The organism is Porphyromonas crevioricanis (assembly GCF_900167225.1).
Taxonomy (GTDB): Bacteria; Bacteroidota; Bacteroidia; order Bacteroidales; family Porphyromonadaceae; genus Porphyromonas; species Porphyromonas crevioricanis.
This window is the reverse complement of sequence record NZ_FUXH01000007.1, coordinates 1-24414: the sequence shown is the minus strand read 5'-3', so window position 1 is coordinate 24414 and position 24414 is coordinate 1. Positions and strand designations below refer to the sequence as shown.

Genomic DNA, 24414 nt, shown 5'->3' with positions numbered 1-24414 from the left:
CCATGGAGGCAGCCCCTTTTTGAATTTTTACGACAGATGATACGGCAGACGAAAAGAATAGACAATGAGCAGCGTACCGAGGATTTGCGTAGCAGGCATATCCCACGGCTGCTACTGTCCTATGCTTTGCCGGCTGTTGTCGGGACATCGGTAAATGCTCTGTACAACATTGCCGACCGTATTTTTATCGGGCAGGGAGTGGGAGAGTATGCCATTTCCGGTCTCACACTCACGTTCCCGATCATGATTTTCTTGCAAGCATTCGGGATGTTGGTAGGAGCCGGGGCTTCTGTGCGTGTCTCCATATTGTTGGGCATGAAAGATCAGGCAGGAGCCGAGCGTATTTTGGCCAACGCTATCATGCTCACTATTGTGCTCTCCGTGATGACCATCGTGCCGAGCTATATTTTTATGGAGCCTCTTCTGCGTCTGTTTGGAGCAAGCGACCGCACTTTGCCCTATGCTATGGACTATTTACGGGTTATTATACCGGGAAATATCTTTGCCACACTCAGCTTTAGCTATAACGCAGTGATGCGTGCTTCGGGCTATCCTACCAAGGCGATGATTCAGATGATTTTGGGTGCTGTGCTCAATGTGGCCTTAGATGCTCTTTTCATTTTTGTGTTCGATTGGGGTATAGCCGGGGCTGCATGGGCCACGGTGATTTCGATGTTTGTGACCATGCTGTTTGTGATGGAACACTTTACCGACAAGAACAGCCTGATCCGTTTCCGTCGCTCTGCAATGCGACCGTCTCGCTCAATGATTGTCTCCATTTTGGGTATCGGTATGGCTCCTTTTGCCATGCAGTTGGTGGGGAGTGCTGTGACGATCGTCCTCAATCGGTCCTTCGTACACTACGGAGGTGGAGGGGAGTTGAGCGATTTGGCAATTGGGGTTTATGGGATTATCAATAGCTATGCCATGCTGGTTGTGATGCTGGTGCTTGGCATTTCCCAAGGGATGCAACCCATTGTGGGGTTCAATTATGGAGCCGGTAATATGGATCGAGTGCTCTATACCTACAAGTTAAGTGTCTTTACCAACAGCCTTATCACTGTCATTGGGTTCCTCCTTGGTATTTTGCTTCCATCCGTGATTGTGGGCTTTTTCACTCCCAGTCATTCGATGATCTCTATTGGGGAGTCGGCCATGCGCATCGCTTTGTTATCCTTTGGGTTTGTAGGGTTTCAGATTACTACAACACAGCTCTTCCAGAGTATCGGCATGAGCATGAAGGCAATGTTTCTCAGTTTGTCCCGACAGGTGATATTCCTCCTGCCTCTCCTATTGATATTACCTCGTTTGTTCGGGTTGGATGGGGTCTGGATGGCTATGCCTATCTCGGATTTTAGTGCAGCGGTTATTACATTTGTGCTTGTCAAGCAACAACTCAAAAAGATGAAAGGAAACCATACGGGCCATGCTCATGCTCCACTATAAAGGCTCTCTGAGAGACTTATGTAATAGGAGCAGGGCGAATGCCTTGAACCGAAAAAAGACTGGAGAGCAAAATTGCCCGAAAGAGAGTTTCCTGATGTACGATACAAAAGACGAAAAGGAAACAAGGGCTATGGCATAAGCTTTCCGTGATACAGAGATATCGAGAATGCACGGAGAATCAATACACTGAATAAACCATGAAAGTTTTTCTACAGGCCATCGTCGGCCAAATCCTCTTTAACCTCTACTTCGCTTATCGGGGAGGTCAGGCTCTCCCCAAAGAAGGGCCTTGGCGTAAGGGTTTGTATGCACTCTTGGCTGTAGAGTTCTTGCTCTATATGGTAGGGTTTTCTCTTCATCTCCATCTGCCTAAGCCAGTTATGGAATTTATCATGACTGTCTGTGGTACTTGGTACTTCGCTTCTATTTATATGTGTATGGGTTTATTGCTCATGGAACTCATCCGCCTGATTGACCATCTTACAGTTAAACGTCTCACCCATCTCAGTAAACGAACATACGGCAGACTTAAGCTCTCTCTCTTGCTTGTCATTCCGTTGGCCTCTGGTTTATTGATAGTTTGGGGTTATGGCTTGGTGCAACACCCGGAAGTGACTTATCGTACCATACAGCTCGATAAACCAATAGGCAACGAACAGAATAAGTTGCGCCTTATTCTTATCACAGATATACATATGAGTGAGACAATTACTCGCCCTTATGTAGAGCGTTTGGTAACTCTTTGCAATGAACAAAAGCCCGACTTGATATTGGTCGGCGGAGATATATTCGACTACTATAGCCATTATGGCTACAAGGACGGTATACCAGACTTGATGAATCGGATGAATCCTCCATTGGGTACCTACTATGTGCTGGGCAATCATGAGTATCGGGCAGATATGCAAGCCAAAATTGATTGGATCCCTCTGGCCGGAGGTGTATTGCTGAGGGATTCTGTGGCTCAACCCGGAGGACTGATCAACTTGGTAGGTCGGGATGATGCCATAAATAAGCAGCGTGCCGAACTATCCGAGCTGGTAGGGAGAATAGAGCCGGACAAAAGACATTTGCCTCTCGTTCTGCTTGATCATCAACCCCGAGCTTTGAAGCAGTTGCCTGCCAATGGAGTGGATTTGGGCTTATTTGGCCATACACACAATGGGCAGATCTTTCCATTTAGTATTGTGACGGATTTGGCCTTTGAGAATTCCTATGGATATAGCCGGGCAGGAAAAAGCCATGTATTTGTGAGTTGTGGCTACGGAGCTGCCGGCCCGGCTATTCGTCTTTTTACCAAGAGCGAAATCGTGGTAATAGACCTTTTAGGAGCTTGATTGTCAGCAAATAAATACTACCTTTGCGACGCTAATCTTGCATCGCCCGAAGGGCAAATGCAAAGTTGGCAATAACGAGATTAATTAACAGAATGGAAAACCTAAAAAATGTTCGTCCTCTTGAAGATTTCAATTGGGACGAATTCGAACAAGGCACAACAAACATGAGTGCCTCCCGTGAGGAGCAGGAAGCTGCTTACGAAAAGACCCTCAGCGCAGTCAAGGACAATGATGTAACCATAGGCCGCGTAACCTCTATCAACAAGCGTGAAGTATCCGTAAATGTCGGCTACAAGAGCGAAGGCGTTATCAGTGCTTCGGAATTCCGATACAATCCGGATCTGAAGGTTGGTGATGAAGTAGAGGTATTTGTAGAGAGTCAGGAGGACCGTAAAGGTCAGTTGGTACTCTCTCACCGCAAAGCCCGTGCAGCTCGCTCTTGGGAGCGTGTGAACGAGGCTCTGGAAAAAGACGAAGTGATCAAGGGCTTCGTGAAGTGTCGTACCAAGGGTGGTATGATCGTGGATATCTTCGGCATCGAGGCTTTCTTGCCCGGTTCGCAGATCGACGTGCGTCCTATCCGTGACTACGATGCTTATGTAGAGAAGACTATGGAATTCAAGATTGTGAAAATCAATCAGGAATATAAGAATGTAGTCGTATCTCACAAAGTGCTTATCGAAGCTGAGCTCGAACAGCAAAAGAGAGAGATCATATCCAAACTCGAAAAAGGACAGGTACTCGAAGGTGTGGTTAAGAATATCACATCCTATGGTGTATTTATCGACTTGGGTGGCGTAGACGGTTTGATTCATATCACCGACCTTTCTTGGGGTCGTGTGGCTCACCCGGAAGAAGTGGTGCAGCTGGATCAGAAGCTCAACGTTGTAATTCTCGAATTTGACGAACAGAAGAAGCGTATCGCTCTCGGTCTCAAACAGCTCACTCCTCATCCTTGGGATGCTTTGGATCCTAACCTCAAGGTTGGTGATATCGTGAAGGGTCGTGTTGTCGTTATGGCTGATTACGGTGCTTTTGTGGAGATCGCTCCCGGTGTGGAAGGTCTTATCCACGTTTCAGAAATGTCTTGGACACAGCACTTGCGCTCGGCTCAAGACTTCTTGCACGTAGGAGACGAAATAGAAGCAATGGTACTCACGCTCGACCGCGAAGAACGCAAGATGAGCTTGGGTCTCAAGCAGCTTAAGCCAGATCCATGGGAAAATATCGAAGATCGTTTCCCCGTAGGTTCACGTCACCAAGCTCGTGTGCGCAACTTCACTAACTTCGGAGTCTTTGTTGAAATCGAAGAAGGTATTGACGGTTTGATCCACATCAGCGACTTGTCTTGGACTAAGAAAATCAAGCACCCAAGCGAATTTACAGAGGTTGGTGCTACGATAGAAGTACAGGTACTCGAGATCGACAAAGAAAATCGTCGTCTCAGCCTGGGTCACAAGCAGCTTGAGGAAAATCCTTGGGATGTGTTTGAAACGATCTTTACTAACGGCAGCATCCACGAAGGTGAGATCATTGAGCAAATGGAGCGTGGCTCTGTAATTGCTTTGCCTCATGGAGTGGAAGGCTTTGCTACCCCCAAGCATTTGGTGAAGGAAGACGGTTCTCAAGCAGCATTGCACGAGAAACTCCAATTCAAGGTGATCGAATTCAATAAGGAATCTAAGCGTATCATCGTATCACACAGCAGAGTGTTCGAAGATGATCAACGTGCTGCTCGTCGTGAAGCTGCTGCCGGTGAACGTCGCGCCGCTAACGCTCAAAAGGAAGAGAATGCAGCTCAGGCCGCTGCTAATGCTGCAGCCGTAGAGAAAGCAACTCTGGGAGACCTTGGCGAGTTGGCAGCTTTGAAAGAGAAGCTCGAAGGCAATTGATAGATTTTATATCTCTATAGGAGGGAGTGCAGCATACAGCTGTGCTCCCTCTTTTTTTTTTAACTCCAAAGAAGAAAAGGATGAGTTTCTATATATGAGCTCGAATGTCGACAATAACTGTGTAGTGACCGCCACATTACTCAGAAGATAGAGCTGGAGGAAGAGTTAAGGAGAGGAATATGAGAGAGGGCAGAAAGAGTATATTCAGCCCATGGTCATGCGGCAACGTCGGTATACTAAGAGTACGGAGAGGACAGAGATAGCGTGCTTTGTTTTTTTCTGTATTCTGGAGCGTGCGAAAAAGAAAAAAGGGAGATAATTAGAGCTTTAGTTCGTAGTTGTGTCGTTTCTTTTCTGTTGCTCTTGTGACTGTCTTTCTATCTGTTTGCTAAGCGTAATGAACTTGTATAGAGCATCCAATCCTGCATGGATAAATCCCTCTTTGCCATCTCGAAATCCTCCTTTCAGGATGTAACTCTTGAAGAATCGGAAGGCAGGAGAGAAGAAAAGTTTGGCTCTTCCGGCTTGTTTGTTGCGTTTGCTTCGAGAGAGTTCGGATTGGGTATAGCGATTGAGTTTTTCCAGTACTTGGGATATACTGTCATTGGCCAAATGGATGAATGCCAGGTCTTTGCGCTTGGCCGGGATATACACTACAGCTCCGTCTATCTGGGGTAGACTATGTACGTGTGGAGGCCAATAGGATGCGTCTCGACGAAAGAAACGCAAGATATGATCGGGGTAGGAGGCATGCATGAATTTGCCCATGAAGTAATTCTTGCGCGGTATCCACAGACCATATGGTGGTTGCTCGGAACTGATTAAGTCGGCCAAATAGTTTGTAAGAGCTTCGGGTACAATTTCATCGGCATCTACAACCAATACCCATTCATTTCGTGCTTGATGATTGGCAAAGTCTCTAGCCGGTTCGGCGCAGGGGTATTTATCGAAGTAGGTGATGCTACAGCCATATTCTTGGGCGATCTCTATCGTCTTGTCATTGCTGTGCATATCGCAGATTAGTATTTCCTCATATCGTCCAAGAGAGTCGAGTACTCTTCTTAGATGAAGTTCTGCATTATAGGTATTGATGACAACGCTGATAGGTAGCTTTTGCATGGATATTTAGTTGTTTGGATAGTTTTCTCTTCTGGCCAGAGATCCTCGCACATCTCCTACTCGCAAGTATTGCCGGTACAGTTCAGTTTCTTTGCGAAAGAGCTGTTTTGGGAGTCCGAAGAATCTTCGCCCGATGCGTAGTAGACGGTATTGCAGATATGCTATGCGGAAAGTCCATGGCGACATACCCTCCGAGCGTAGGCGTCGGAGTGCGTACTTGTACACTTTGGAGCAGTAGAAGCGGTCTGACGCAGCCTGTATTTGCTTGATGCAAGTCTCTCGCTCCATTTTGCGGTAATCGGCATAGTGCTTGGCCAATAGCTCGCTGACCCAGGGTTGATCCGACAGACGAGCGAAGTTGCCATAGGCAAGTCGGTCTGGTAGAGGGTGTGAGTAGCACTTCATTCGATTGATGTCAATCAGGAAGAAATGGTATTCGTTCTTTTTGGAGAGATTATAGAGGATATTGCCGGGAGAGAGATCTTTGTGATAGACGCCACTTTCGTGCAGATGTCCTACAAAACGCCCGAAGGAAGCGTATAGCTCAGGATCATCGGCTTTCCCCAGCATAGCTGCTCGCAAATCAGAGCAGTCATTTAGTAGCTCGGATACATAGTAGCTGTGACGAAGCAACCCACCGGAGTATTCGAGGGCATAGCCCATGGGAGCTGCAGTCCCTATTTGTTTATGTTGGAGTTCAACAGCATTGTCATAGGAGCGTTTGGCCTTCGAGGGGCGTAGCCAGCTGTATACGATTCGCTGAAGAAAACAAGGCACTTTGAAGCTCTTTACCACTACATTCCTTCCTGCAATGGCATAGAGTTTGTTGCGCCCATCGTATATCAGCTCTATATCTTCGGGGAGAGGGGTGGGAGCCTCTGTCAGTCGGGCTACTACCTCTTTTGTGCAGAGCAGTTGCTCTCGATTTGAGCTGTAGTATTGCAGCATGGATTCGTGACTATTGCTTGGGTGGAGTGAGCGGTGGCCAACTTTGCTTTGGTAGGGGATTTCCTTGACAAAGATAGTAAGCCTTCGATAGTTTGCAGATAGTGATTTCGGCTTTTAATTATTGTGGAGATACATGGCCTGTACCGGATTGTAAATACACTTTATATCAGTGGTGTTCTATCAATTACTACTATCTTTGGCGAGATGTACGGCAGGTATTTTACGCTCTTTTGCATGTCAAACCTGTCTTAGGTGTTTTGCTTGCCGGTTCTCATCTTATTTTTCACAAAAAAATACTCTTCTGAGAACAGACCACGGTATATACAAAAGAATAACCAAGAATATGAGAATGAAAAACTTCATGCGGCTTGTGTCCGCCTTTGCTATCCTTTATTTGTCTGTCTTGTCTGCCCAATCGCTCCTAGCTCAAGAACAGCCGAAGACAATTTCTATGACAACGAGCAAGAAAATAGGTGATGCTATTGGTATCAAGGTTGTTGCGGAGGGTGATTTCTCTTTGCAGGGTATTTCTAGTTACTATTTCCTTGACCCGGAGACTCTTGTTTGTACGTTGTCTTCAGAGAAGGTTGTGATAAGTGGTGAGGTTTTGGCTTTGAACTGTAGTGATAATGAGCTTACTCACTTGGATGTGACCAATATGCCAAGTTTGACTGGATTGATTTGCAACAACAATTGTATTACTTCGCTCGATTTATCGAAAAATGAGAGCATATCCCATTTGCATTGCCACAACAATCTCTTAGAACAATTAGATGTGTCGAAAAATAGCAAGATCGAGTTTTTGCGTTGTTCGGATAATAAACTTACCAGACTCGATTTATCCAATAATTCTTCTATTACTCATTTACGTTGTTCAGGGAATGAGATCAAGCAACTTGACCTATCTCCTCTTTTGAATTTGAAAAAATTGTTTTGTGACAGAAACCAACTCTCTGAACTATCCTTGTCGAAGAATACTTCTCTGACTCATCTATATTGTCATAACAACTTTCTAAAAGACGAGGCAATGACTCGTATGTTTAATTCTCTACCTCCTTGTACCACTTCCTCTAAAGGCTTTATTTGTGTGGTGAATCAGGAAGAGGGGAATGATGAGCATAATATTTGCACGAAGGATGATGTCGAGATAGCCAAAGCGAAGAATTGGGAAGTGTATGCAACATTGGGTTCTACCGGTTATGTGCCTCATGAAGGAAGCTTTCCTGAGACTTGTGAAGACGTACAAAAAAAGGAGGTGAAACCTTCTCTTTCTTTGCGAGACCGCATCTTGCATGTAGATAAAGTCGATGCAGAGGGCAAGGTCATAATTTTTAGTGTAGATGGACATCGTCTCTTGGATGGGGATGCAGATCAATCGGGGATTGTGAAGATAGATTTGACATCTCTGATTCCGGGAGTTTATTTGCTGAGAAGTGGAGTTTCTATTGCTGAGCTTTTTGTTCTCAAGTAACCTTATTTGTTCGGAATAGTAATTTGTATTGAGGGGAGGGGAGTGTTAAATACAATAACACTCCCCTTTATTGTTTTAATCAAGGTGAGAAAGTGTTGTATATGCGCAATTATTGTGCTGAATTTTATGACATACAGAACTTTTATTTCATAAGGATGTTGTATTTTCACCCTCCCTTAAAATCAACTGGATGAAAAACAAAAAAGATGAAGAGGATGAATTTACTTATTAGATGCAACAGAGTTCGACAGTTTCTGTGGGGAGCTTTGTCTGTGTTTTTTATTTTGATTGGATCTCCGAAGCTCGCTGCACAGAGTTTGGACGACTTTGAGATTAAGACAACAGTTACTCACTCCAAGTGTGGAGGTATCGATGGAGATATCGTTATTGAAGTTTCGCCCAAGCCGGGGCATCCTGTCGGCGAGGTAATAAAGACTTATCGTTTGGATACCAAGGACGGTCAGCCATTGACTCCTTCTGGGAATTATGTTGTGGAAAATAAATTTCCTGTCGGATCGGGCATATACATACCTCGTGCGAAGGTTCAGTTAAAGAACAGTGGAGTATCTTTTTTCTTGACAGGATCTCCCATCACGGTTACTTCTTCCTACGTTCCCATGACTACGACGGTTACGCTTGAGCGGAAGTCTTTGAATAAGTATAAACCGGAAGGAGCATCTGAGTACAAACTTACGGGTATTGTTTCCCTCTTCGTAAAAGATGGGACAGCTCCCTACAAGGCTACTATTTTGAGCAGCCCTAATACATACAAAGGAAAGAAGGTATTTACCGATCTGGAGAATGGCAAGAAGAAGTATCTCTATGAGTTGCCTGTTGGGGAGTATGTGATTCAGATGTCTGATGCTTGTGGTAAGGAAGCACCTGCCATCAGCGTGAAAATGGAGTATGTAGCTTCAGATTTGCCGCAGGGAGGGGCAGCAGATTTTCCTTATTGGAAGCCGTACATGAACTTCTACATGAAGCAAACTAAATGTGGTTGGGTTGCATTTTGGCACAATAAGAGACCTTCTCTTCATTACGAAGAGCCAACTCGGGATATATATCCCTATATCAATAATCTGGATACGCTTTCTAAATACTATCATTACGGATTTCAAACAATAGCAGAGAGCAAGCAAGGTAAGAAACCTAAATATTACGCTTACTCAAACTATGGAGGACCTAACAAACATGATGAGACTTTTGGGGTCGGCTCTGAACAAATTGTAGTCGAAGGCATAGCTGAGGGAAGCTTGTATTACCGGATGCCAGAAGGCAAGAGCTATGAGGAAATGTGGCTTAAAGAAGAATACTGGCCCGAAGTATTTTTGCAAGTTGTCGGTTCGGACGAACAGATGAGAGAAGGCTTCAATCCATACAAACCTAAGGATGGCAAGACGGAACCATTCCCCAAATTGCTGGAGCATTACCTTGAGAATCGTGGCGATGTTTGCAACGACAAGTATGGGATAAGGATGCGTCCGCATAAGGAGACGGTTAATCTTATGTGTTTGCCTCTCACGGGTCAGCTCAAGGAAAAAGGATCGTCTCAAATAATTGAAACAAAAGAGTTCAATTATATCGACCACCATAGTGATAAGGGAGGGAAGTATACCAAGTTTGATACAGACTTGAGCCGAGACAAAACTTATGAGGTCATCGTTACAGATACTAGAGGTTCCAAGCAGATCCTTGAATTTGAGCCCATGGAGAAGACGAGATATGATCAGAGCATAGCTTTGTTGCCTGATTATTGTGAGGGCAAGAATAGGGTTGATATGTTGATACGTGCTTATCCTATTGCCAAGGCTATGAAAGGACACATTATTCGTTTTGTGAGTGCGCCAAAAGGATTTAAGCCTTTGGAGGGAGCCATGAAGGTCGGTGATGTCTATACTGTACCCAATGATTTTGAGAGTTCATTTTTTCATGTCTTCTCCGAGAGAGGGAAAGAAAGAGAAAAGACTTACATACATATTCCGGCTGGGAAGTATGAGTTTGAGGTCGAAATCTGTAATAAGAAATATAAGGTAGAGAAAGTATTTACTGAAGAGGAGTTAAGTAAAAATAGGCCTAAATACACTGAAAATAGGGATGCTTTTACCCCTCACTTCTCAAAAGAGGAGTGTGGATATGCACGTGTTTTCCCTTTCGCTGGGAATGGAAAGGATCTTCTGAAGAAAGATGGCAAATCAACCTCGGTTAACTTGCTGATAACCAAATACCCTGATGGAATAGGGAAGAAAGATATCCGAACAAATCTCAAAGGGACTGCTTTGGCTCACTGGAATGACTACGGAGTTATCTCAACTCATGGAGAAGATGATCCTTCCAAGATCTACATAGATGTACCTGAAACGAGGGGGGATATGGAGGTTCGTTTGATTTATGCTCCGGATAAGGTTAAATCAGAACAGCTGTTGCCTTGTCTTTCTACTTATAGTTTCCGACTCTCAAATGCTTTGCTCTCTTACGACAGAGAGAAATACATAGGGTATATCTGTCCGAACAACTCTTCTGGACTTATTCGAGTAAATCCAATTAACTATGTCGGAGATGTTCGGGTAAGTCTTTTCAGAAGAGATGCGACAGATGAAGATCTGGAGAATGACTCTAAGGCTTTGGCTTCGATTGATGTTTCTCTGGAAGATCTGAAAAAAGGGAAGGGAGCTGAATTTAGACTGGGATCCAATGCTAAGGATTCAGATCCCAAAATACCTGTTGATCCTCAGGGGTATAAAGCAAAGATTGTAGACAAGAAGTGTAAGAACTCTTCGATAGAGAAGCTGATTGTTTATTCTCTACCTTCGCCTATCGCCATTCAGTCCAAAGACCAAAAACGTAAGTTCTGTGAAGGAGAGACTATTGAGTTGATGGTGGCTGCAATCAATGCCAGTGATGATGAGAATGCCTATGTATGGGAGCTGCCTAACAAGAATGTCTACAAGGGGCGTAAACTGAAGATTGAGAATGCTACATCCGATCTGTCAGGGACTTTCAAGGTGACTATCAATGGTATTATGTGTGATGGGCACCCTAATGGGACGGTAACAATTGAATTCCCTATTTCCGTTGCTCCTCGCTTGCTTTGGTGGCGCAAAGACGCTGTTGATGCAAACTGGCATAATGTGAAGAATTGGGCAAATGAAGAAGGAAAGCCCGTGAATGCAGTGCCTGCATCTTGTACCACCGTTCATATTCCGGCCAAAGTGGACAAGGCTTTCCCGGATTTGGGTGCCGAGACCAAGCGGGAAACCTATGGAAATCCCGAGTGCGATAAGCTTTATCTCCACCATGGCTCCCAACTGGGTAACCCACACTTCCTCTCCTATCAAAAGGCTTATGTGGATTATAATTTTGGGATCCTTGATGCCGACCATCAGATCAAAGCACATCGGGAACAGTATTTCCCCGAAGCTGACAGCAAATTGATGGATAGAGATCAGTGGTATATGATTGCTGCTCCGCTTAAGGAGATATTCTCCGGAGACTTCGGCTTAGCTGGCTATCCCAAGACTTATCAGCGTTATTTGAAGATCGAGGTTGGAGGCAATAAGCCTACCGATGCCTCTTTCAAAAAGCCAATCAATAATCTGGTTGAGAAGCTATCCGATCACAATGGTGCAATGGCTCTCAAGGTCGGTAAGTATCAGGCCGGGATCGTTGGTTATGATGATCACAAGCATCTCAATAAGTTAAATGGGATTGTTCGTGTTCCCTTCTTTGAAGATGGATCCCGTGTTAGTGCCTATCCTCTCCATTACTACGATGGAGTGAACAGTATTTTCGGCTACTACAACGATAATACCCTCCAGCCCGTAAATAAAACAGATAAGGGCAAACGCTCTAAGGATGCTTATCGTTTTATATTCGAAGGAGCTGACCGGAAGATTGGCAACGTAATACTGTCCGGTACTCCCGAAAGAGGATATGTATTGAGCTTGAAAGAAGGAATGAAAGCCGATGATTGGTTTATGATGGGTAACCCTTTCATGACCCCGATTGACTTTGATAAGTTTTGGGAAGCCAACAAAGATGTGATCTATCCTTATTACTACATATTCAATGGAAAGAGTGGAGTTTGGGAGTTCTATAACAAGGAAAATACCGGGACTTCTGTGAACCTTGGCAAGTCTATTGCTCCATTGCAGTCGATTGTTTTGCGTAAGAAGAATGCTGCTACAGAGCTTATCTTCCCGGTAGGAAGCAATACCGTCTTGCTGCCTTCTTGGCGTACAGAATTGGGTACAGAGTTGGTTGAGTTGCGGTCTGCTTCTGACGAGTCCACGGTACATCCTCTCTCCGTTCGTGTAAGTAACACACGTGGCCAAGAAACCATTTCCTACCTGAGCTGGGAGGGAAAAGGCTCGGTACCTGCTTTGAGTAATAGCGAGTACAGCTTTGTGCCGACTGTCTTCTTTGTAGACCCCGAAACAGGAGCTTCCAATGTGGTAGAAAGCCCAACGAAAGCCTATGGTGCATTCGCTCTTGGTGTAGAGGCAACACTGGGCGGAGAAATGGAGATGTCATTTGATCAGCTCGACCGCTCTGTATACGAGCAACTCACGTTGATAGACAAGATGGAGGGTAAAGAGCAAGACTTGTTGTCCAACTCCACTTATCGCTTTGTGCATCAGCCAAGTGATCGCCCGGCCGAACGCTTTGTTCTTAAGGTAAAACGTTTCGGAGTAGAGAATGAGCCGACAGCTCTCGAATCCATTGTTTCTCCTAATTTGCATATCTCTCGCCGAGGAGATCTTCTGCATATCGATAGCAGTGTAGGGCTACGCTCTGTTGTGATCTTCGATATGCAGGGCCGTCGCTGTGGAGAATGGCAGTTTGCTGGCTCTACCAATGCCGATATTGATATTGATAGCAATGTGCAAGGAGTTGTGATGATCGATCTTCGTTTAGAGGATGGTAGTCGTCAGGTTCGTAAGTTCGATATGGCCAACTGAGAAGAGTTTAGGGTAAGTTGCCCTATACGATAATTTTCATGCGAATGTCGGCAGTGAATTATTCACTGCCGACATTCGTGTTTATGTACACCTTGTTATCAGTGTAATTGTACAATTCCTACAATGAGACTGCCGTATAACCTGACATTCGCCGCATTATTTTCGACATTCGAGGACAAGTATACTCCCCTTCACCCTCCATCTCAATACCTTCAAGATTATCGTATTCTGCAAGGCTAATAAACCGTGTATGTTTTGTAAATTTTCGCTCGTGGTGAAAACGAGAAAATAAGAGAAAACTCGGCTATATAAACAGGCAAATCTCTTCCTTTTTATGTGCTTTATATCGACCTCCCAAAACCTCGATGAATAGGGCCTTCTGGAGAGGTCGATTTTTTCTCCTGAGAGAAATTTTGCTAACACAGGAGAGAGCAAATTTTTTCTCAGGAGAGAATTTTTGTTTTCTCCCGTGTTAGTCAAAAATGCCTCCCCTTGGCATCGAAAAGGAGTCGCTAAACTCTATTGAAAAACCCCTAATCGGAGCAGAAAAAATATGTCTGACGAGAAACGAAAATAAATATAGTAATACACAATCATATGCTATTTCTGGGAACTTCCCAAGGACTTATGCCCGGAATTTATGCGATGGTATCATTAGATTCTTTTCATACATTTGTTGCAATCCTCGGCTTCTTTGCAGATTTGACATCGTGTTCTGCATTAGGATTGTTGTTTCTTATGCTTGGAGAAATAAGAGTCGCCCGAGGTCTGAATAGTTGTTCTATCATTTAATCTCTTTGTGGGTATGAAAACGAGTTTTTTACATCGGATTAATCTCTATGGACTGAGGTTGCCATTTGTGTTCTCCCTGTTGCTTTGTCTTTTGTTGTTGCCTGATATGGCAACGGCTCAGTTGGGTAAAGAAAGAGCCCGCTCCGTTGCTCTTGAGATGCTACAGCATGTCAAACCCAAATCCAAGGTTACCAAGGTTGATTTACGAGAGACTTACTTGCCGGAAGAATTTCGAGTTCATGCCTTCAATTTACCTGAGAAACAAGGATTTGTGCTTGTTTCGGACATAGAGGGGCTTAGGTCACAGATATTGGCCTACTCTCCTGATGGCAGAATCGACTATGCCTCTATGTCTCCGGCTTTGAAGATGTATCTGGAGTTGGCTTCCTTTCTTGATCCTCAAAAGCAAAAAAATAAAGTCCAGACGACTTACACTCCCATAGAGCCGATGATCCCTTACAAGTGGGATCAGCTCGAGCCCTACAATCGTCGTACTCCTGAGGTAGGAGGTAAGCATTCCTATACTGGATGCGGAGCCACTGCCTTGGCTATGCTTATTGCATACAACCGATACCCTGAACGAGCTATAGGTCGGGTGAACTATACTTCAAATGAGCATGATCTGCATATCGTAGAAGACTTGTCTACAATCTCATTCGACTTTGACAATATGCGAGAGGTTTATACAAAGGGGAATTATACCGATGTTGAAGCAAAGGCTGTGAGCGATCTAATGTATGCTTGTGGGATAGCCATGAAGATGAATTATTCTCCCTATGGAGCCGGGAGTGGTGCCTACATGAGTGATTTGCTTTATGCGGTGAAGAATAATTTTCTCTATGACACTGAAATTGTTGGTAGAGAGAAATATACTGATGAGAATTGGATGAAGATGCTACATGAAGAGTTCAAAGCAAACAGACCTGTACTTCATTTAGCGCAGAGCAAGAGACATGGAGGACATTTCTTCCTGGCAGATGGGATAAATGAGAGTGGGTTCGTTCATATCAATTGGGGATGGAGTGGTGAAGATGATGGCTTTTTTGCTCTTGATGCTTTCGACCCCAGATTCCTATATGGAGATGGCTATAACTTTAATCAATGGGTTCTGAAAGGGATGATTCCGAAAGAAGCTCCTTTTATTGCAGCCCCTATTTCCGGATCAGCAATTGTGCTTTCGACAACCAGCTATAGCGTAGAGTTACAAGTCAAGGTAATTCGCAACGATGCCTGGATAGACCTGAATAGTAGTAAGGAGTATGATTGGAATGAGACATTGAGTCTCTCAGATAAGCGAGTGGAATATAGTACCGAAATAAATTCGGAGGTCGGTCTGTATGGAGGTATTTCTGAGTTGGATTGCTCAGAAAATAACTTTAAAACAATAAGTGCGATACGGAGCTCCGATTTAGAGGTCTTGAATTGCTCGAAAAATAAAATTTCCGAGCTCGATTTTTCTTCTTGTGCCAATGTCAAGTATATAGATTGTCATGCGAATAAGATAAAAGGCGAGGCTATGACTCGACTTATAAATTCGCTCCCTCAGCGTTCCGAAGCACTTAGAGGAGAGCTGCGCCTGATAGATCTGGATAACAACGAAGAGAAAAATAGCTGTACTGACGCAGATGTAGCTATTGCCACGAAAAAGAACTGGATCGTGAAGGTTTTCAAAGACGGAGCATGGAGAAACTATGAACAAAGCAATCCGAGTGATCCAACAGCAGTATCCCCTGTAACTGTGAGGAAAATTGGTGATGGAGAGGTTACAATTCAGGGTTTTGATGATCTGAATCAGGTACCTCATGGTACAACTCTTACAGTTGTAGTTGCTCCCGCAGAGGGGTGGGAACTTGCTACTCTTACTGCCAATGAAGAGGATATAAAAGAAAACAAAACGTTTGTTGTTTCCGGTCCCACTCATATTGTTGCCACTTTTGTCCAGAAGACTTTTGTGGTGACTCTTCGCAGCAATGAGCATGGGACAATTGCTATCGCAGAGAAGCTCCCTCTTGACAAGGTGCCTTATGGAATGACTCTCACTGTAGTTGACTTTCCAAAAAATGATCAATGTCGCTTGGAGAAGCTCACTGCCAATGGTGTTGATATTATGCCGAAGAGGATGGCTAAGATCGTGGCTGATACTGAGATCGTAGCCGAATTTGTCGATTACACAGCTTTGACGGATCTGTCAGCAGCAGTTTTCCAGGTTTATCCCAATCCGGCAGGAACTTATGTGGAGGTTTTTGGTGCAAAGCCCTGTGAAGAAGTACGGATCCTCTCTTTGGATGGCCGATGCCTATTTTTCAGTCATACTAATGAAAATGGTTTTGTACATATTGAGTTTAGATTGCCCAATGGTAATTACTTGCTGAGTGTGGGAGAGAAAACAGCCAAGCTATCTATCAAAAATTAAAGTTTGAAGTGGCATTTAATCCGATGCAGTAAAATCGTAAGCGAATCCTCATAGCTTTATTGCTTTTGCCTGAAAGCTTTATTGCTTTTGTCTGAAAGCTTTATTGCTTTTATCGGAAAGCTTTATTGCTTTTTGCCGAAAGCTTTATTGCTTTTGCCTGAAAGCTTTATTGCTTTTGCCTGAAAGCTTTATTGCTTTTACCTGAAAGCTTTATTGCTTTTGTCTGAAAGCTTTATTGCTTTTTGGCGAAAAGCACTAAAGGTTTTGCCGAAAGCTTAGGTGCTTTAGATGTGCTCATTCGGAGCTTCCCGGAAAAGATGCTGAGCGATCGACAAAAAGATACCGAGTAATCGAGAGAATTGAGTGCTTGTCAAAATAATAAGCGAGGCACCATTTAATATTGCTTAAAGAAGCCTTCTTAAGGGACGACTTGTAATAGATTCAAATAGGTCTGCTGGATGAGGAGTGAAAAAAAAGAAAGGAGACCGTGAGGCAGTCTCCCCAAATATCCCCCTCTTTGCCTGCATTTGAGTAAGAAAAGAGGGAGGACAAATCTTTTTATTCCGAAGCGGAGAGGATACGATGCTGGTTGAGAGAAGCTAACAGGAGTTCTTCCATATCCACTTTGGTAAAGGCCTTTGTTGCCATATCATAGCCCAACTTGGCTATGCGTGGTGCATTGTCTATATCGAAGCGGCGAACTCTTTGTAGCCTGTTGCTCTCTACCAATACATCGCAAAGCTGGCGATCCGGGAGAGAGTTGGCTCGGAAGATATAGTTGAAACTCCGCTCGGCTATAGACAGAATGTTTTTCTTGTAGTCGGGAGACTCTTCAGGATCCAAATGTACCCCGATCAGCACTCGACAGTAGGGGCGAATGACAGAGGCTGGTAAGTTTTTGAACAGACCTCCGTCTACATAATAAGTCCCATTTATCTCTACTGGGTTGAACAGAACAGGGATGCTGCATGAGGCTGTAATAATCTCTACCAATGGACCTTCCTCAAAATATTTACTCCTGCCGCTATCGAGGTCTGTGGCCACGATATGGAGGGGGAGAGGCAAATCTTCGAGTCGTTCGTGCCTCAGTATCGAACGCAGGAAAGAGCGGAAAGCAGTTGTATCGAACAGACCTCCCTTGGGGAGCTGCCAGTTTGTCATTTTGCGAAAGTCTTGGCCACTAAAAAGGTCTATGATTTCCACCGGATCGTAGCCATCGCAGTAGAGAGCAGCCATTAGAGCCCCTATGCTGGTGCCGGCCAATATCTCCGGCTGTATGTGTTTTTCTTGCAGATACTTCAACACCCCCAGATGGGCAAATCCCTTAGCACTGCCTCCGCTCAAGGCCAATCCTATATTATAGCTGGGAGGATATTGCTTCTTAGACATATGGAAAATGAATTATTGCAGGATTTATTACACTTCCTTCTTAGCTTTTGGAGGATAAGGCAAGTATCTCTTTGCATTGCGCTGCATCCTGATGCAGCTGCTCGCGCAGGGCACTGGGAGAGTCGAATTTGCAGTCTCCTCTGGTATGGGCAAGCAGATCCACCGCAATGTCACTCCCATAGAGGTCTGCTTTTATATCGAATATATTCACTTCAATGCTACGATGTTCTCCATTCTCAAAAGTTGGGCGTTTCCCGATGTAGAGCATTCCTCCATACGTTTTCTCGGGTAGCCGTACTCTCACAGCATAGACGCCATCGGCCGGAAGGAGCTTGTGAGGGTCTTTCACCTCTATATTGGCTGTGGGATATCCCAGAAGGCGTCCGTTTTTGTAGCCATCTACCACTTTGCCGGATATTCGGTATGGGTAGCCCAGTAGATCGTTGGCTCGCTGCAAATCTCCTTCTGTGAGTAGACGACGAATGGTCGTACTGCTCAATTCCAGATTGCCGATGATGAATTCGGATGCGAGTTCGACTTGCATACCCAACTCTTCTCCATAGCGGCGATAGTCCTCAAATCCTTCGGAGCGGTTGTGCCCGAAACGGTGATCGTAACCGACAACGAGCTGTGCTACATGCAGCTTCTCGTGTAAGATCTCTTGGATAAACTGGCGAGCCGAGAGAGCCGCAAGGTTTTTGTCGAAGCGAAGAAGCTCTACCCGGTCAATTCCCGCTCTATATAGCAGCTCTACCTTCTCTTGTGTAGAGGAGAGGAAAGACGGAGAGAGTTCGGGTCTTAGCACAAGTATGGGGGGAGCTTCAAATGTAATGGCCATGGACTTCAGCCCGGCATCCAGAGCTCTCTTTCTCACTTGATTTATGAGGAAGCGATGCCCCTTGTGCACTCCATCGAAAGTACCGATAGTGGCAACTACCTGATCCATGACATAGGGTTTTGTTTGTTCCTCTCACGCCACAGCTCGAAGTGCAGAATGCTTTTCCCCGAAGAGTGGTCTGTGAAGATACGTCCTATCTTTTGTCCTGTGCGTACTTTGTCTCCTTTTTTGATATAGACACTGCTCAGGTTCGCATAGACTGTGAGGTAGTTGCCATGTCTTACAATCACAGCCGTATTGTAGCCCGGCTGCACGAACACAAGACTGACGATCCCATCGAACACGGCATAAGCATCACTACCGGCAGAGACTGCCAGATCTACACCTCCATTATCCCGGGTGATACGAGCGTTGTGCTTATCTCGGCTCTTCCCATAAGGAACCTCTATGGTATAACGTCCACGGACGGGGGCCGGCAACTTGCCCATGTTGCCGGAGAATGAGTTACTGAGCTTGAGTTCGGCTGCATCCATAGCATAACCTCCTTTGGTCACCGCTCGTCGTTCTTCCATCTTGGGGACTTTGCGTCCGGCCTCGCGTTCTCGCTCAGCTCTCTCCTGCGCTTCTCGGGCTTTGCGTTCGGCTTCTGCTATTTCGTAGGCTATTTGTTGTTCTATCTTTTTGTTCAGAGCGTCGGCCCTCGCCTGTTGCTTGCTTAGTTGCTGTTGTAGGTTGGAGGTTTTTTTCTTTAGGGCCGCAGCCTCTTTGTTTAGAGCCTGCTCTTCCTTTTGCAACTTCTTCTTTTCGTCTTCTTTCATGGAGAGGACGGAGCGTTTATCGGCACGAGTATTCTCCAGAGCAGCACGTTTTTCCTCTATTTGCTCACGCACGTTGCGTAGCTCGGCTGCGGCCTCTTTGTGTGCCCGTGCATATTGACTCATATACATCATACGGCGAGTCCCTTCGTTGAAGTCTCGAGCTGAGAAGAGAAATAGGATACGATCCAGAGAGGATTGTCTTCGCTGCATGGCCTGTACAGCCTTGGCATAGTCGCCTTTGCGCATTTCTTCCTGTTTTCTCAGAGAGGTGATATTGGATCGTAAAGAGTCCGTCTCGGCATCCAAAACTTGCAGCTCAGCTGAGAGGAGGTCGATTACTTTGCGTCTTTGTTTTACCTGCGTCTGCAGCAGTCCCACCTGTTTGGAGACATTCCGGGCGTCCTTGCGAGTCTTATTTAGTTCTCGCTCGGTACGTTCTACCGCTTTCAGAGCCTCGGCCCGCTCTTTTTCCAACTTCTGCACCTGTCGGCTCTTTTTCTGCCCCCATGCGGAGAGGGTCAGACAGACAAGCATCAAGCAGAGAAGTCCGTATTTCTTCATAGATCGTTTATAAGGATGAATAGTTCGCTTAGGGAGACTTTGTTTGCTCCAGGCTTGGGATTGGGGCTGAAATCTTTTTCACTTGTCACATCATCTATCCTCCAGCGGTTCATATCCAAATTCAACACTTCGGTGACACCTTGTGGCCCCGAATGTCTCAGCTCAATACGCCCTGGCATATAGCCCAGATCCGGCCGAAATTCATATTCGAGATAGTCTACCCTTATCAGTTCCCCTCTGCGGTCACCGGTGATCAGTAGATAATCTGGCCGGCCGTGGGGGTTGATGCCAAATATATAGGTACGTCCCGAGTTGCCATAGGAGACAATCTCTGGTATGTTACCGTTGTATTGCAGCTCTACATTGTCCGGCTTTAGATGGCCGGTAGAAAAAAGAAAATTCGATAGGGAGGGGAAGACACGCCCCAAAAGGAGGGATTCGAGAACCGAGTAGTCAATATCAATGTCAAAATATCGAGAAATATCCAACCAAGAAGCCTCGCAGTAGGTATTGATCGGGTTTATGTGTAGAAAAAGTTTGTTCGGCTCTATCCACACACGACCAAGCTCAAAGAGAGGCATCGGCACGATGATCAAGCGCATACCGCCCCCTGCTCTGATAGACAAATCGACTCTTACCGATGAAGCCTTGTGGCTGCGAGGAAAAGACGCCCGCACACTCGATCGTAGCCTCCATACAGCCGGATTTTGCTCATTGACAAGCTCTACGAGCTGGCTTTTGCTCATATTTGCCACATCCCAAGAGCCCATTTTTACTTTGCTGCGCAAAGAACAGCTCGAAGCAAATAGGGCCAAAATAGTCACCAGCAAACAGGCCAACAGCCATGGCCAAGGAGTGAAGTCGAATTTTCTCATACGGAGTATCTTACGGTCGCAAAGGTAGGCCAATTAGCTTGATTCTTCAGTACTGTGGTTCTCCCCCTGCTGCCCGTATCTTTTTGCGCAAAGGTTCTTTTTTGTCTTCGGTGAGGATGAGGGCTTGCTGCCAGATTTCAATGGCTTCTTCTTTCTTTCCCATGAGGAGCAATACTTCTCCCAAATGATCGTGTATGGTGCTGTTCATCGCTCCTTCCGGATCTTTCAGAGCCATTCGGTAGTATTTCTCGGCATCTTCCAGCAAACCTTTCTTCTGACAGATGTAGCCATAAGTATCCAGGATGTTGTGATTATCCGGATTCAGATCATAGGCTTTCTTGATCAGGCGAAGTGCCTTATCCAGATCCGTATCCCTTTCAGCCAAGAGGTAGGCATAGTTGTTCAATACATCTGCGTTGCTATCATAGGCTTCCAAGGACTTCTCATAGGCATTCAAAGTCGAGTCCAGATCACTTTGGGCATAGTAGAGGTCTCCTATAGCGGAGTATAGTTGACTGAGAGCAGTCTTTTTCTTGTCTGTATCTCCCGGGGCTGTAGATATTCTGTCCAGCCCCAGTTGTAGCTCGCTTATTGCCTGCTGTATTTTCTCCTCGTTGGTATAGGCTATGGCATCGAAAAGGTAATAAAGGTGGTCCAGAGGCCTATTTTTCTTGGATAGGTCACAAATTCGGTGCACTTGCTGCATGTCTTCTTTCTCGATAGCATGGCTGAGCAGAACTTCGTAAATGATCTCTATTTCAGGAGCTTGCTCAATGGTTTGATAGGCCTGCTCGGTATAGGCCGAATCTTCCTTCTGCAGGCACCATAGTATGTAGAAATGTACCACATCGCTCTCTTGTGGATAAATCCGGTAGAGCTCCTCCACGAGAGAGTCTGTCTGTCGGTCTGTCCAGCCTTTGGCTTCTTTTACTTGAGAGCTGAAGATTTCGTACAACAGTTGGATCTTTTTCTCATTGTCGATCTCCGGATTGGATAGCCCTTTCCGAATGTACTTGTAGGCTTTCTTCGCATCTGTTGCTATCAGATAGATTGAGCGCATTATATACTTATCCGTGGGGTCGGAAGATATACGCTCCAACTTTTTCAGCTGCTTGGCTGCTTCTTTGTATTCATCGGCACTAATCAGGGTAAAGATCCCCAGTATTCGGAAGTTTGTTTTTGTGGAGAAACGCTCTGTCAGGGTACGAACGGCCTGCAAGAGGTCTTGCCTGCGCTTTTGTTCCAAAGATATCCGCACTATTTCGGAAAAGAAAGACACGACTGCATCTTCGTCCGTTGCTTTTTCCAACCATTGTTTCATCAAGGGGAAGGTTGCCTCTGTGAGTTCGTCGGATGAGCGAGCCACTTCCATAAGTTGTATCTTCAGTTCGTCTCTTTCGGGGAATTTATCGATAAGGTCCTCCAATACTCCATAGGCTTCTCTCTCTTTCTCTCTGTATATCAATACTCGGGCATAGAGATTGCCCATTTCTAAGTCGAGAGGAGCAAGCCGGTAACCTCTCCCCAGCCATGTCTCCACCTCTCCCATGCGACTTTGTCTTGCTACCGAATCTGCCTCTGCCAATTGGCTGATAATGGCTTTTCCCATCGAAAAGCAAAGGGCAGGGGAGAGGCTATCCAAGGTATAGGCTTGGGTGAAAAACTCTTCTGCCTGAGGGTATTTACCTGTGTTGGCAGACAGCACTCCCTGATAAAACAGAGAATCGAATAATTGCTTGTTGGGGGATGTTTTGATTGCCTCTTGCCCGATTGACATTTGGGTGTAGAAGAGAAGGCATATTAAGGATACGAAGCTGCGAACAATGCTTTTCATGCTCTTGTCGTTTTGGTTTATCTGTTTGCAGGTTCAATATTACACAATTCCGTTCAATCGATAGAGGTTGTCCGTGCTGAGAAGATAAGGCTCTGTTACCTCGTCCTTTTAATTCCATTAGTCTCATTTCTAATACACCTCACTTATTCCCCTACATCCGATAGCGGAAGGTATTCTTGTGCTTTACATGAAGGTTAGAGATAACAAGAGACACATGGATAGAAAAATGAAAGAGGGGAAAACTGGAATAAAAAGCCTTCTTTCTTAGTCAAAAGCTTTACCTTTCGCAGCAAGAACAGTAATAAAAACCTCTATAGCCAATGAACTTCGGCGATTCTTATACACATCAGAAGAGCACTTTCCCTCCCTTAAATCCAGTCAAACCTAAAGTTCGCTTCGATGGAGAAGAGTTTCTATTCGAATCTCTGACCCTCGAACAGCCCATGAACTCATGCCACCACTTTGAGGTCGTTCGCGAATACCTCTCACAGGACGAGCTCTGGAAAGAGACTCCCGAAAAGCTCATGAGCCTGATCGGAGCTAGAACGCTGATCCGATTCGAACATCTCACATCCAAAGATTCGTACGAATTCTCCGGATGGGTGACCGATGTACGCATCGATGCATGGGAAAATGACGGGATAGGAAGCAGTTTTTTTCGACATCGATCGAATCGTGTCAGGATCATCGGACGTGGTGACGCCATGAGTCTCGATGGAGCACCGGGTATGCACTCTTTCGTCGATCGACAGTTGACGGATATCGTTTCCGAGGTAACAAAGGAGGCTTACTTTAAGGTCGAATGCAATCCCCGCTACAAAGGAGTATTGCCTTATGCAGTGCAGTACCGGGAGAGTGGCTTCGAGTTTCTTAACCGACTCTCCCGTATATATGGAGAGCCTTTTTTCTACGATGGTCGTACTCTCTTCTTCGGTGCGCCACACACGGCAGACTGCGAAAAACTCTTTTTCGACAGTGATATCGTTAGTCTGCGCACTTGTGCCTCTGCCATTCCTCGAAGATATGCCCATTACGACTACGTTGCGGCCGATGACAAATTCCTGCGCTTCCCTTCCGATGAGCCTGTTCCCGGAGGTAATCCGTTGATCGAAAACATTGCCCGCCGGTCGGATCGTCTGTTTCCCGAGAAAGGAACTCTACCCTCGAATTCTCCGGTCTATACCGAATTCAACCTGTCGGATCTGGCTGCACAGCGAGGGGCGGATGCCGTGGGGCGGATGCTGCGAATAGAAGGAACGACCAAGACCTGTCGTCTGCGTCTGGGTGGAGTCATAGATGTGTTGTTCCCTGAACGCATGGATGTTCCTGCCCTCGGAAAATACCGCATCACCTCTTTGTACCACCGGATTGAGAAGAATGGGGACTACACCAATTGGTTCACAGCCTCGCCTGCTCTGATCGACTGTGTACCTGAAGCCTATGCCCCGGAAGTAAAAGCTTATCCGGAGATGGCTACCGTTTCGGACAACAAGGATCCGAATGGACAGGGACGGGTCAGGGTGCAGTTCGACTGGCAAAAACCGAAGGGGTTGTCTACGAACTGGATCCGAGTTCAGACTCCCGATGCAGGTACGAGTGGCACGGTTACAGCAAACAGAGGATTTGTATCGATTCCGGAGGAGGGCGACCAGGTGATGGTCGGCTTCGAATATGGCGATCCCCATCGCCCTTATGTCACGGGCAGTCTCTTTCACGGCAAAAG

The 24414-nt window shown here is 45.5% G+C and carries 14 protein-coding genes; 7 read left to right on the top strand and 7 right to left on the bottom strand.

Going from position 1 to position 24414, the window contains the following annotated elements:
• Positions 1–36: 36 nt before the first annotated feature.
• The 3 genes from B5D48_RS05120 (at position 37) to rpsA (ending at position 4675) form a co-directional block, all read left to right on the top strand.
• The gene (locus B5D48_RS05120; protein WP_042120137.1) at positions 37–1446 is read left to right on the top strand and encodes an MATE family efflux transporter; all 1410 of its coding nucleotides are present in this window, start codon (positions 37–39) and stop codon (positions 1444–1446) included.
• 197 nt (positions 1447–1643) lie between these two features.
• Complete coding sequence (locus B5D48_RS05115; protein ID WP_023936097.1) at positions 1644–2783, top strand: metallophosphoesterase; 1140 nt, start codon at positions 1644–1646, stop codon at positions 2781–2783.
• Between the two features lie 92 nt (positions 2784–2875).
• Positions 2876–4675 (top strand): 30S ribosomal protein S1, encoded by a 1800-nt coding sequence (rpsA, locus tag B5D48_RS05110; protein WP_023936098.1) that lies wholly within the window; start codon positions 2876–2878, stop codon positions 4673–4675.
• Positions 4676–5002: 327 nt separating this feature from the next.
• On the opposite strand, the gene B5D48_RS05105 is transcribed toward rpsA, so the two are convergent.
• Together B5D48_RS05105 and B5D48_RS05100 are read right to left on the bottom strand one after the other, a co-directional pair.
• Positions 5003–5794 (bottom strand): glycosyltransferase family 2 protein, encoded by a 792-nt coding sequence (locus B5D48_RS05105; protein ID WP_023936100.1) that lies wholly within the window; start codon positions 5792–5794, stop codon positions 5003–5005.
• A 6-nt stretch (positions 5795–5800) separates the two neighbouring features.
• Positions 5801–6742 (bottom strand): lipopolysaccharide kinase InaA family protein, encoded by a 942-nt coding sequence (locus B5D48_RS05100; protein WP_023936101.1) that lies wholly within the window; start codon positions 6740–6742, stop codon positions 5801–5803.
• A 343-nt stretch (positions 6743–7085) separates the two neighbouring features.
• Here B5D48_RS05100 and B5D48_RS05090 point away from each other — a divergent pair, with 343 nt between their 5' ends.
• From B5D48_RS05090 to B5D48_RS05080, 3 genes are all read left to right on the top strand, one after another.
• Entirely contained in the window at positions 7086–8213 is a 1128-nt protein-coding gene (locus B5D48_RS05090) for a leucine-rich repeat domain-containing protein (RefSeq protein WP_023936102.1), read from the top strand.
• A gap of 215 nt (positions 8214–8428) precedes the next feature.
• Positions 8429–13171 (top strand): hypothetical protein, encoded by a 4743-nt coding sequence (locus tag B5D48_RS05085; RefSeq protein WP_143742811.1) that lies wholly within the window; start codon positions 8429–8431, stop codon positions 13169–13171.
• A gap of 805 nt (positions 13172–13976) precedes the next feature.
• The gene (locus B5D48_RS05080; RefSeq protein ID WP_023936108.1) at positions 13977–16376 is read left to right on the top strand and encodes a C10 family peptidase; all 2400 of its coding nucleotides are present in this window, start codon (positions 13977–13979) and stop codon (positions 16374–16376) included.
• Between the two features lie 558 nt (positions 16377–16934).
• On the opposite strand, the gene B5D48_RS05075 is transcribed toward B5D48_RS05080, so the two are convergent.
• The 5 genes from B5D48_RS05075 to B5D48_RS05055 are packed head-to-tail and all read right to left on the bottom strand — an operon-like array spanning position 16935 to position 22691.
• Positions 16935–17765, bottom strand: a complete 831-nt coding sequence (locus tag B5D48_RS05075; RefSeq protein ID WP_023936110.1) for a patatin-like phospholipase family protein — start codon at positions 17763–17765, stop codon at positions 16935–16937.
• Positions 17766–17805: 40 nt separating this feature from the next.
• On the bottom strand, positions 17806–18711 hold the full coding sequence (gene ribF, locus B5D48_RS05070) for a riboflavin biosynthesis protein RibF (protein WP_023936112.1): 906 nt from the start codon (positions 18709–18711) through the stop codon (positions 17806–17808).
• Positions 18699–19982, bottom strand: coding sequence for a murein hydrolase activator EnvC family protein (locus tag B5D48_RS05065; protein WP_023936114.1), 1284 nt, complete (start codon positions 19980–19982; stop codon positions 18699–18701). The genes ribF and B5D48_RS05065 overlap by 13 nt, the downstream gene beginning before the upstream one ends.
• Positions 19979–20857 (bottom strand): lipoprotein insertase outer membrane protein LolB1, encoded by an 879-nt coding sequence (locus tag B5D48_RS05060; RefSeq protein WP_143742810.1) that lies wholly within the window; start codon positions 20855–20857, stop codon positions 19979–19981. Before B5D48_RS05060 ends, B5D48_RS05065 begins: the two co-directional genes overlap by 4 nt.
• Before the next feature lie 46 nt (positions 20858–20903).
• Positions 20904–22691 (bottom strand): tetratricopeptide repeat protein, encoded by a 1788-nt coding sequence (locus B5D48_RS05055; RefSeq protein ID WP_023936118.1) that lies wholly within the window; start codon positions 22689–22691, stop codon positions 20904–20906.
• A 320-nt stretch (positions 22692–23011) separates the two neighbouring features.
• Between B5D48_RS05055 and B5D48_RS05050 the strand changes: the two genes are divergently transcribed.
• The coding region (locus B5D48_RS05050; protein ID WP_042120639.1) for a phage baseplate assembly protein V at positions 23012–24414 on the top strand (1403 nt) is incomplete at its 3' end.

Bases quoted from the DNA above. Each gene is read 5' to 3' on its own strand.
- B5D48_RS05115 (WP_023936097.1), top strand. From the start codon at position 1,644: ATGAAAGTTTTTCTACAGGCCATCGTCGGCCAAATCCTCTTTAACCTC.
- B5D48_RS05120 (WP_042120137.1), top strand. From the start codon at position 37: ATGATACGGCAGACGAAAAGAATAGACAATGAGCAGCGTACCGAGGAT.
- B5D48_RS05090 (WP_023936102.1), top strand. From the start codon at position 7,086: ATGAGAATGAAAAACTTCATGCGGCTTGTGTCCGCCTTTGCTATCCTT.
- B5D48_RS05065 (WP_023936114.1), bottom strand. From the start codon at position 19,982: ATGAAGAAATACGGACTTCTCTGCTTGATGCTTGTCTGTCTGACCCTC.
- B5D48_RS05085 (WP_143742811.1), top strand. From the start codon at position 8,429: ATGAATTTACTTATTAGATGCAACAGAGTTCGACAGTTTCTGTGGGGA.
- B5D48_RS05105 (WP_023936100.1), bottom strand. From the start codon at position 5,794: ATGCAAAAGCTACCTATCAGCGTTGTCATCAATACCTATAATGCAGAA.
- B5D48_RS05060 (WP_143742810.1), bottom strand. From the start codon at position 20,857: ATGAGAAAATTCGACTTCACTCCTTGGCCATGGCTGTTGGCCTGTTTG.
- B5D48_RS05080 (WP_023936108.1), top strand. From the start codon at position 13,977: ATGAAAACGAGTTTTTTACATCGGATTAATCTCTATGGACTGAGGTTG.
- B5D48_RS05100 (WP_023936101.1), bottom strand. From the start codon at position 6,742: ATGCTGCAATACTACAGCTCAAATCGAGAGCAACTGCTCTGCACAAAA.
- ribF (WP_023936112.1), bottom strand. From the start codon at position 18,711: ATGGATCAGGTAGTTGCCACTATCGGTACTTTCGATGGAGTGCACAAG.
- B5D48_RS05055 (WP_023936118.1), bottom strand. From the start codon at position 22,691: ATGAAAAGCATTGTTCGCAGCTTCGTATCCTTAATATGCCTTCTCTTC.
- B5D48_RS05075 (WP_023936110.1), bottom strand. From the start codon at position 17,765: ATGTCTAAGAAGCAATATCCTCCCAGCTATAATATAGGATTGGCCTTG.
- rpsA (WP_023936098.1), top strand. From the start codon at position 2,876: ATGGAAAACCTAAAAAATGTTCGTCCTCTTGAAGATTTCAATTGGGAC.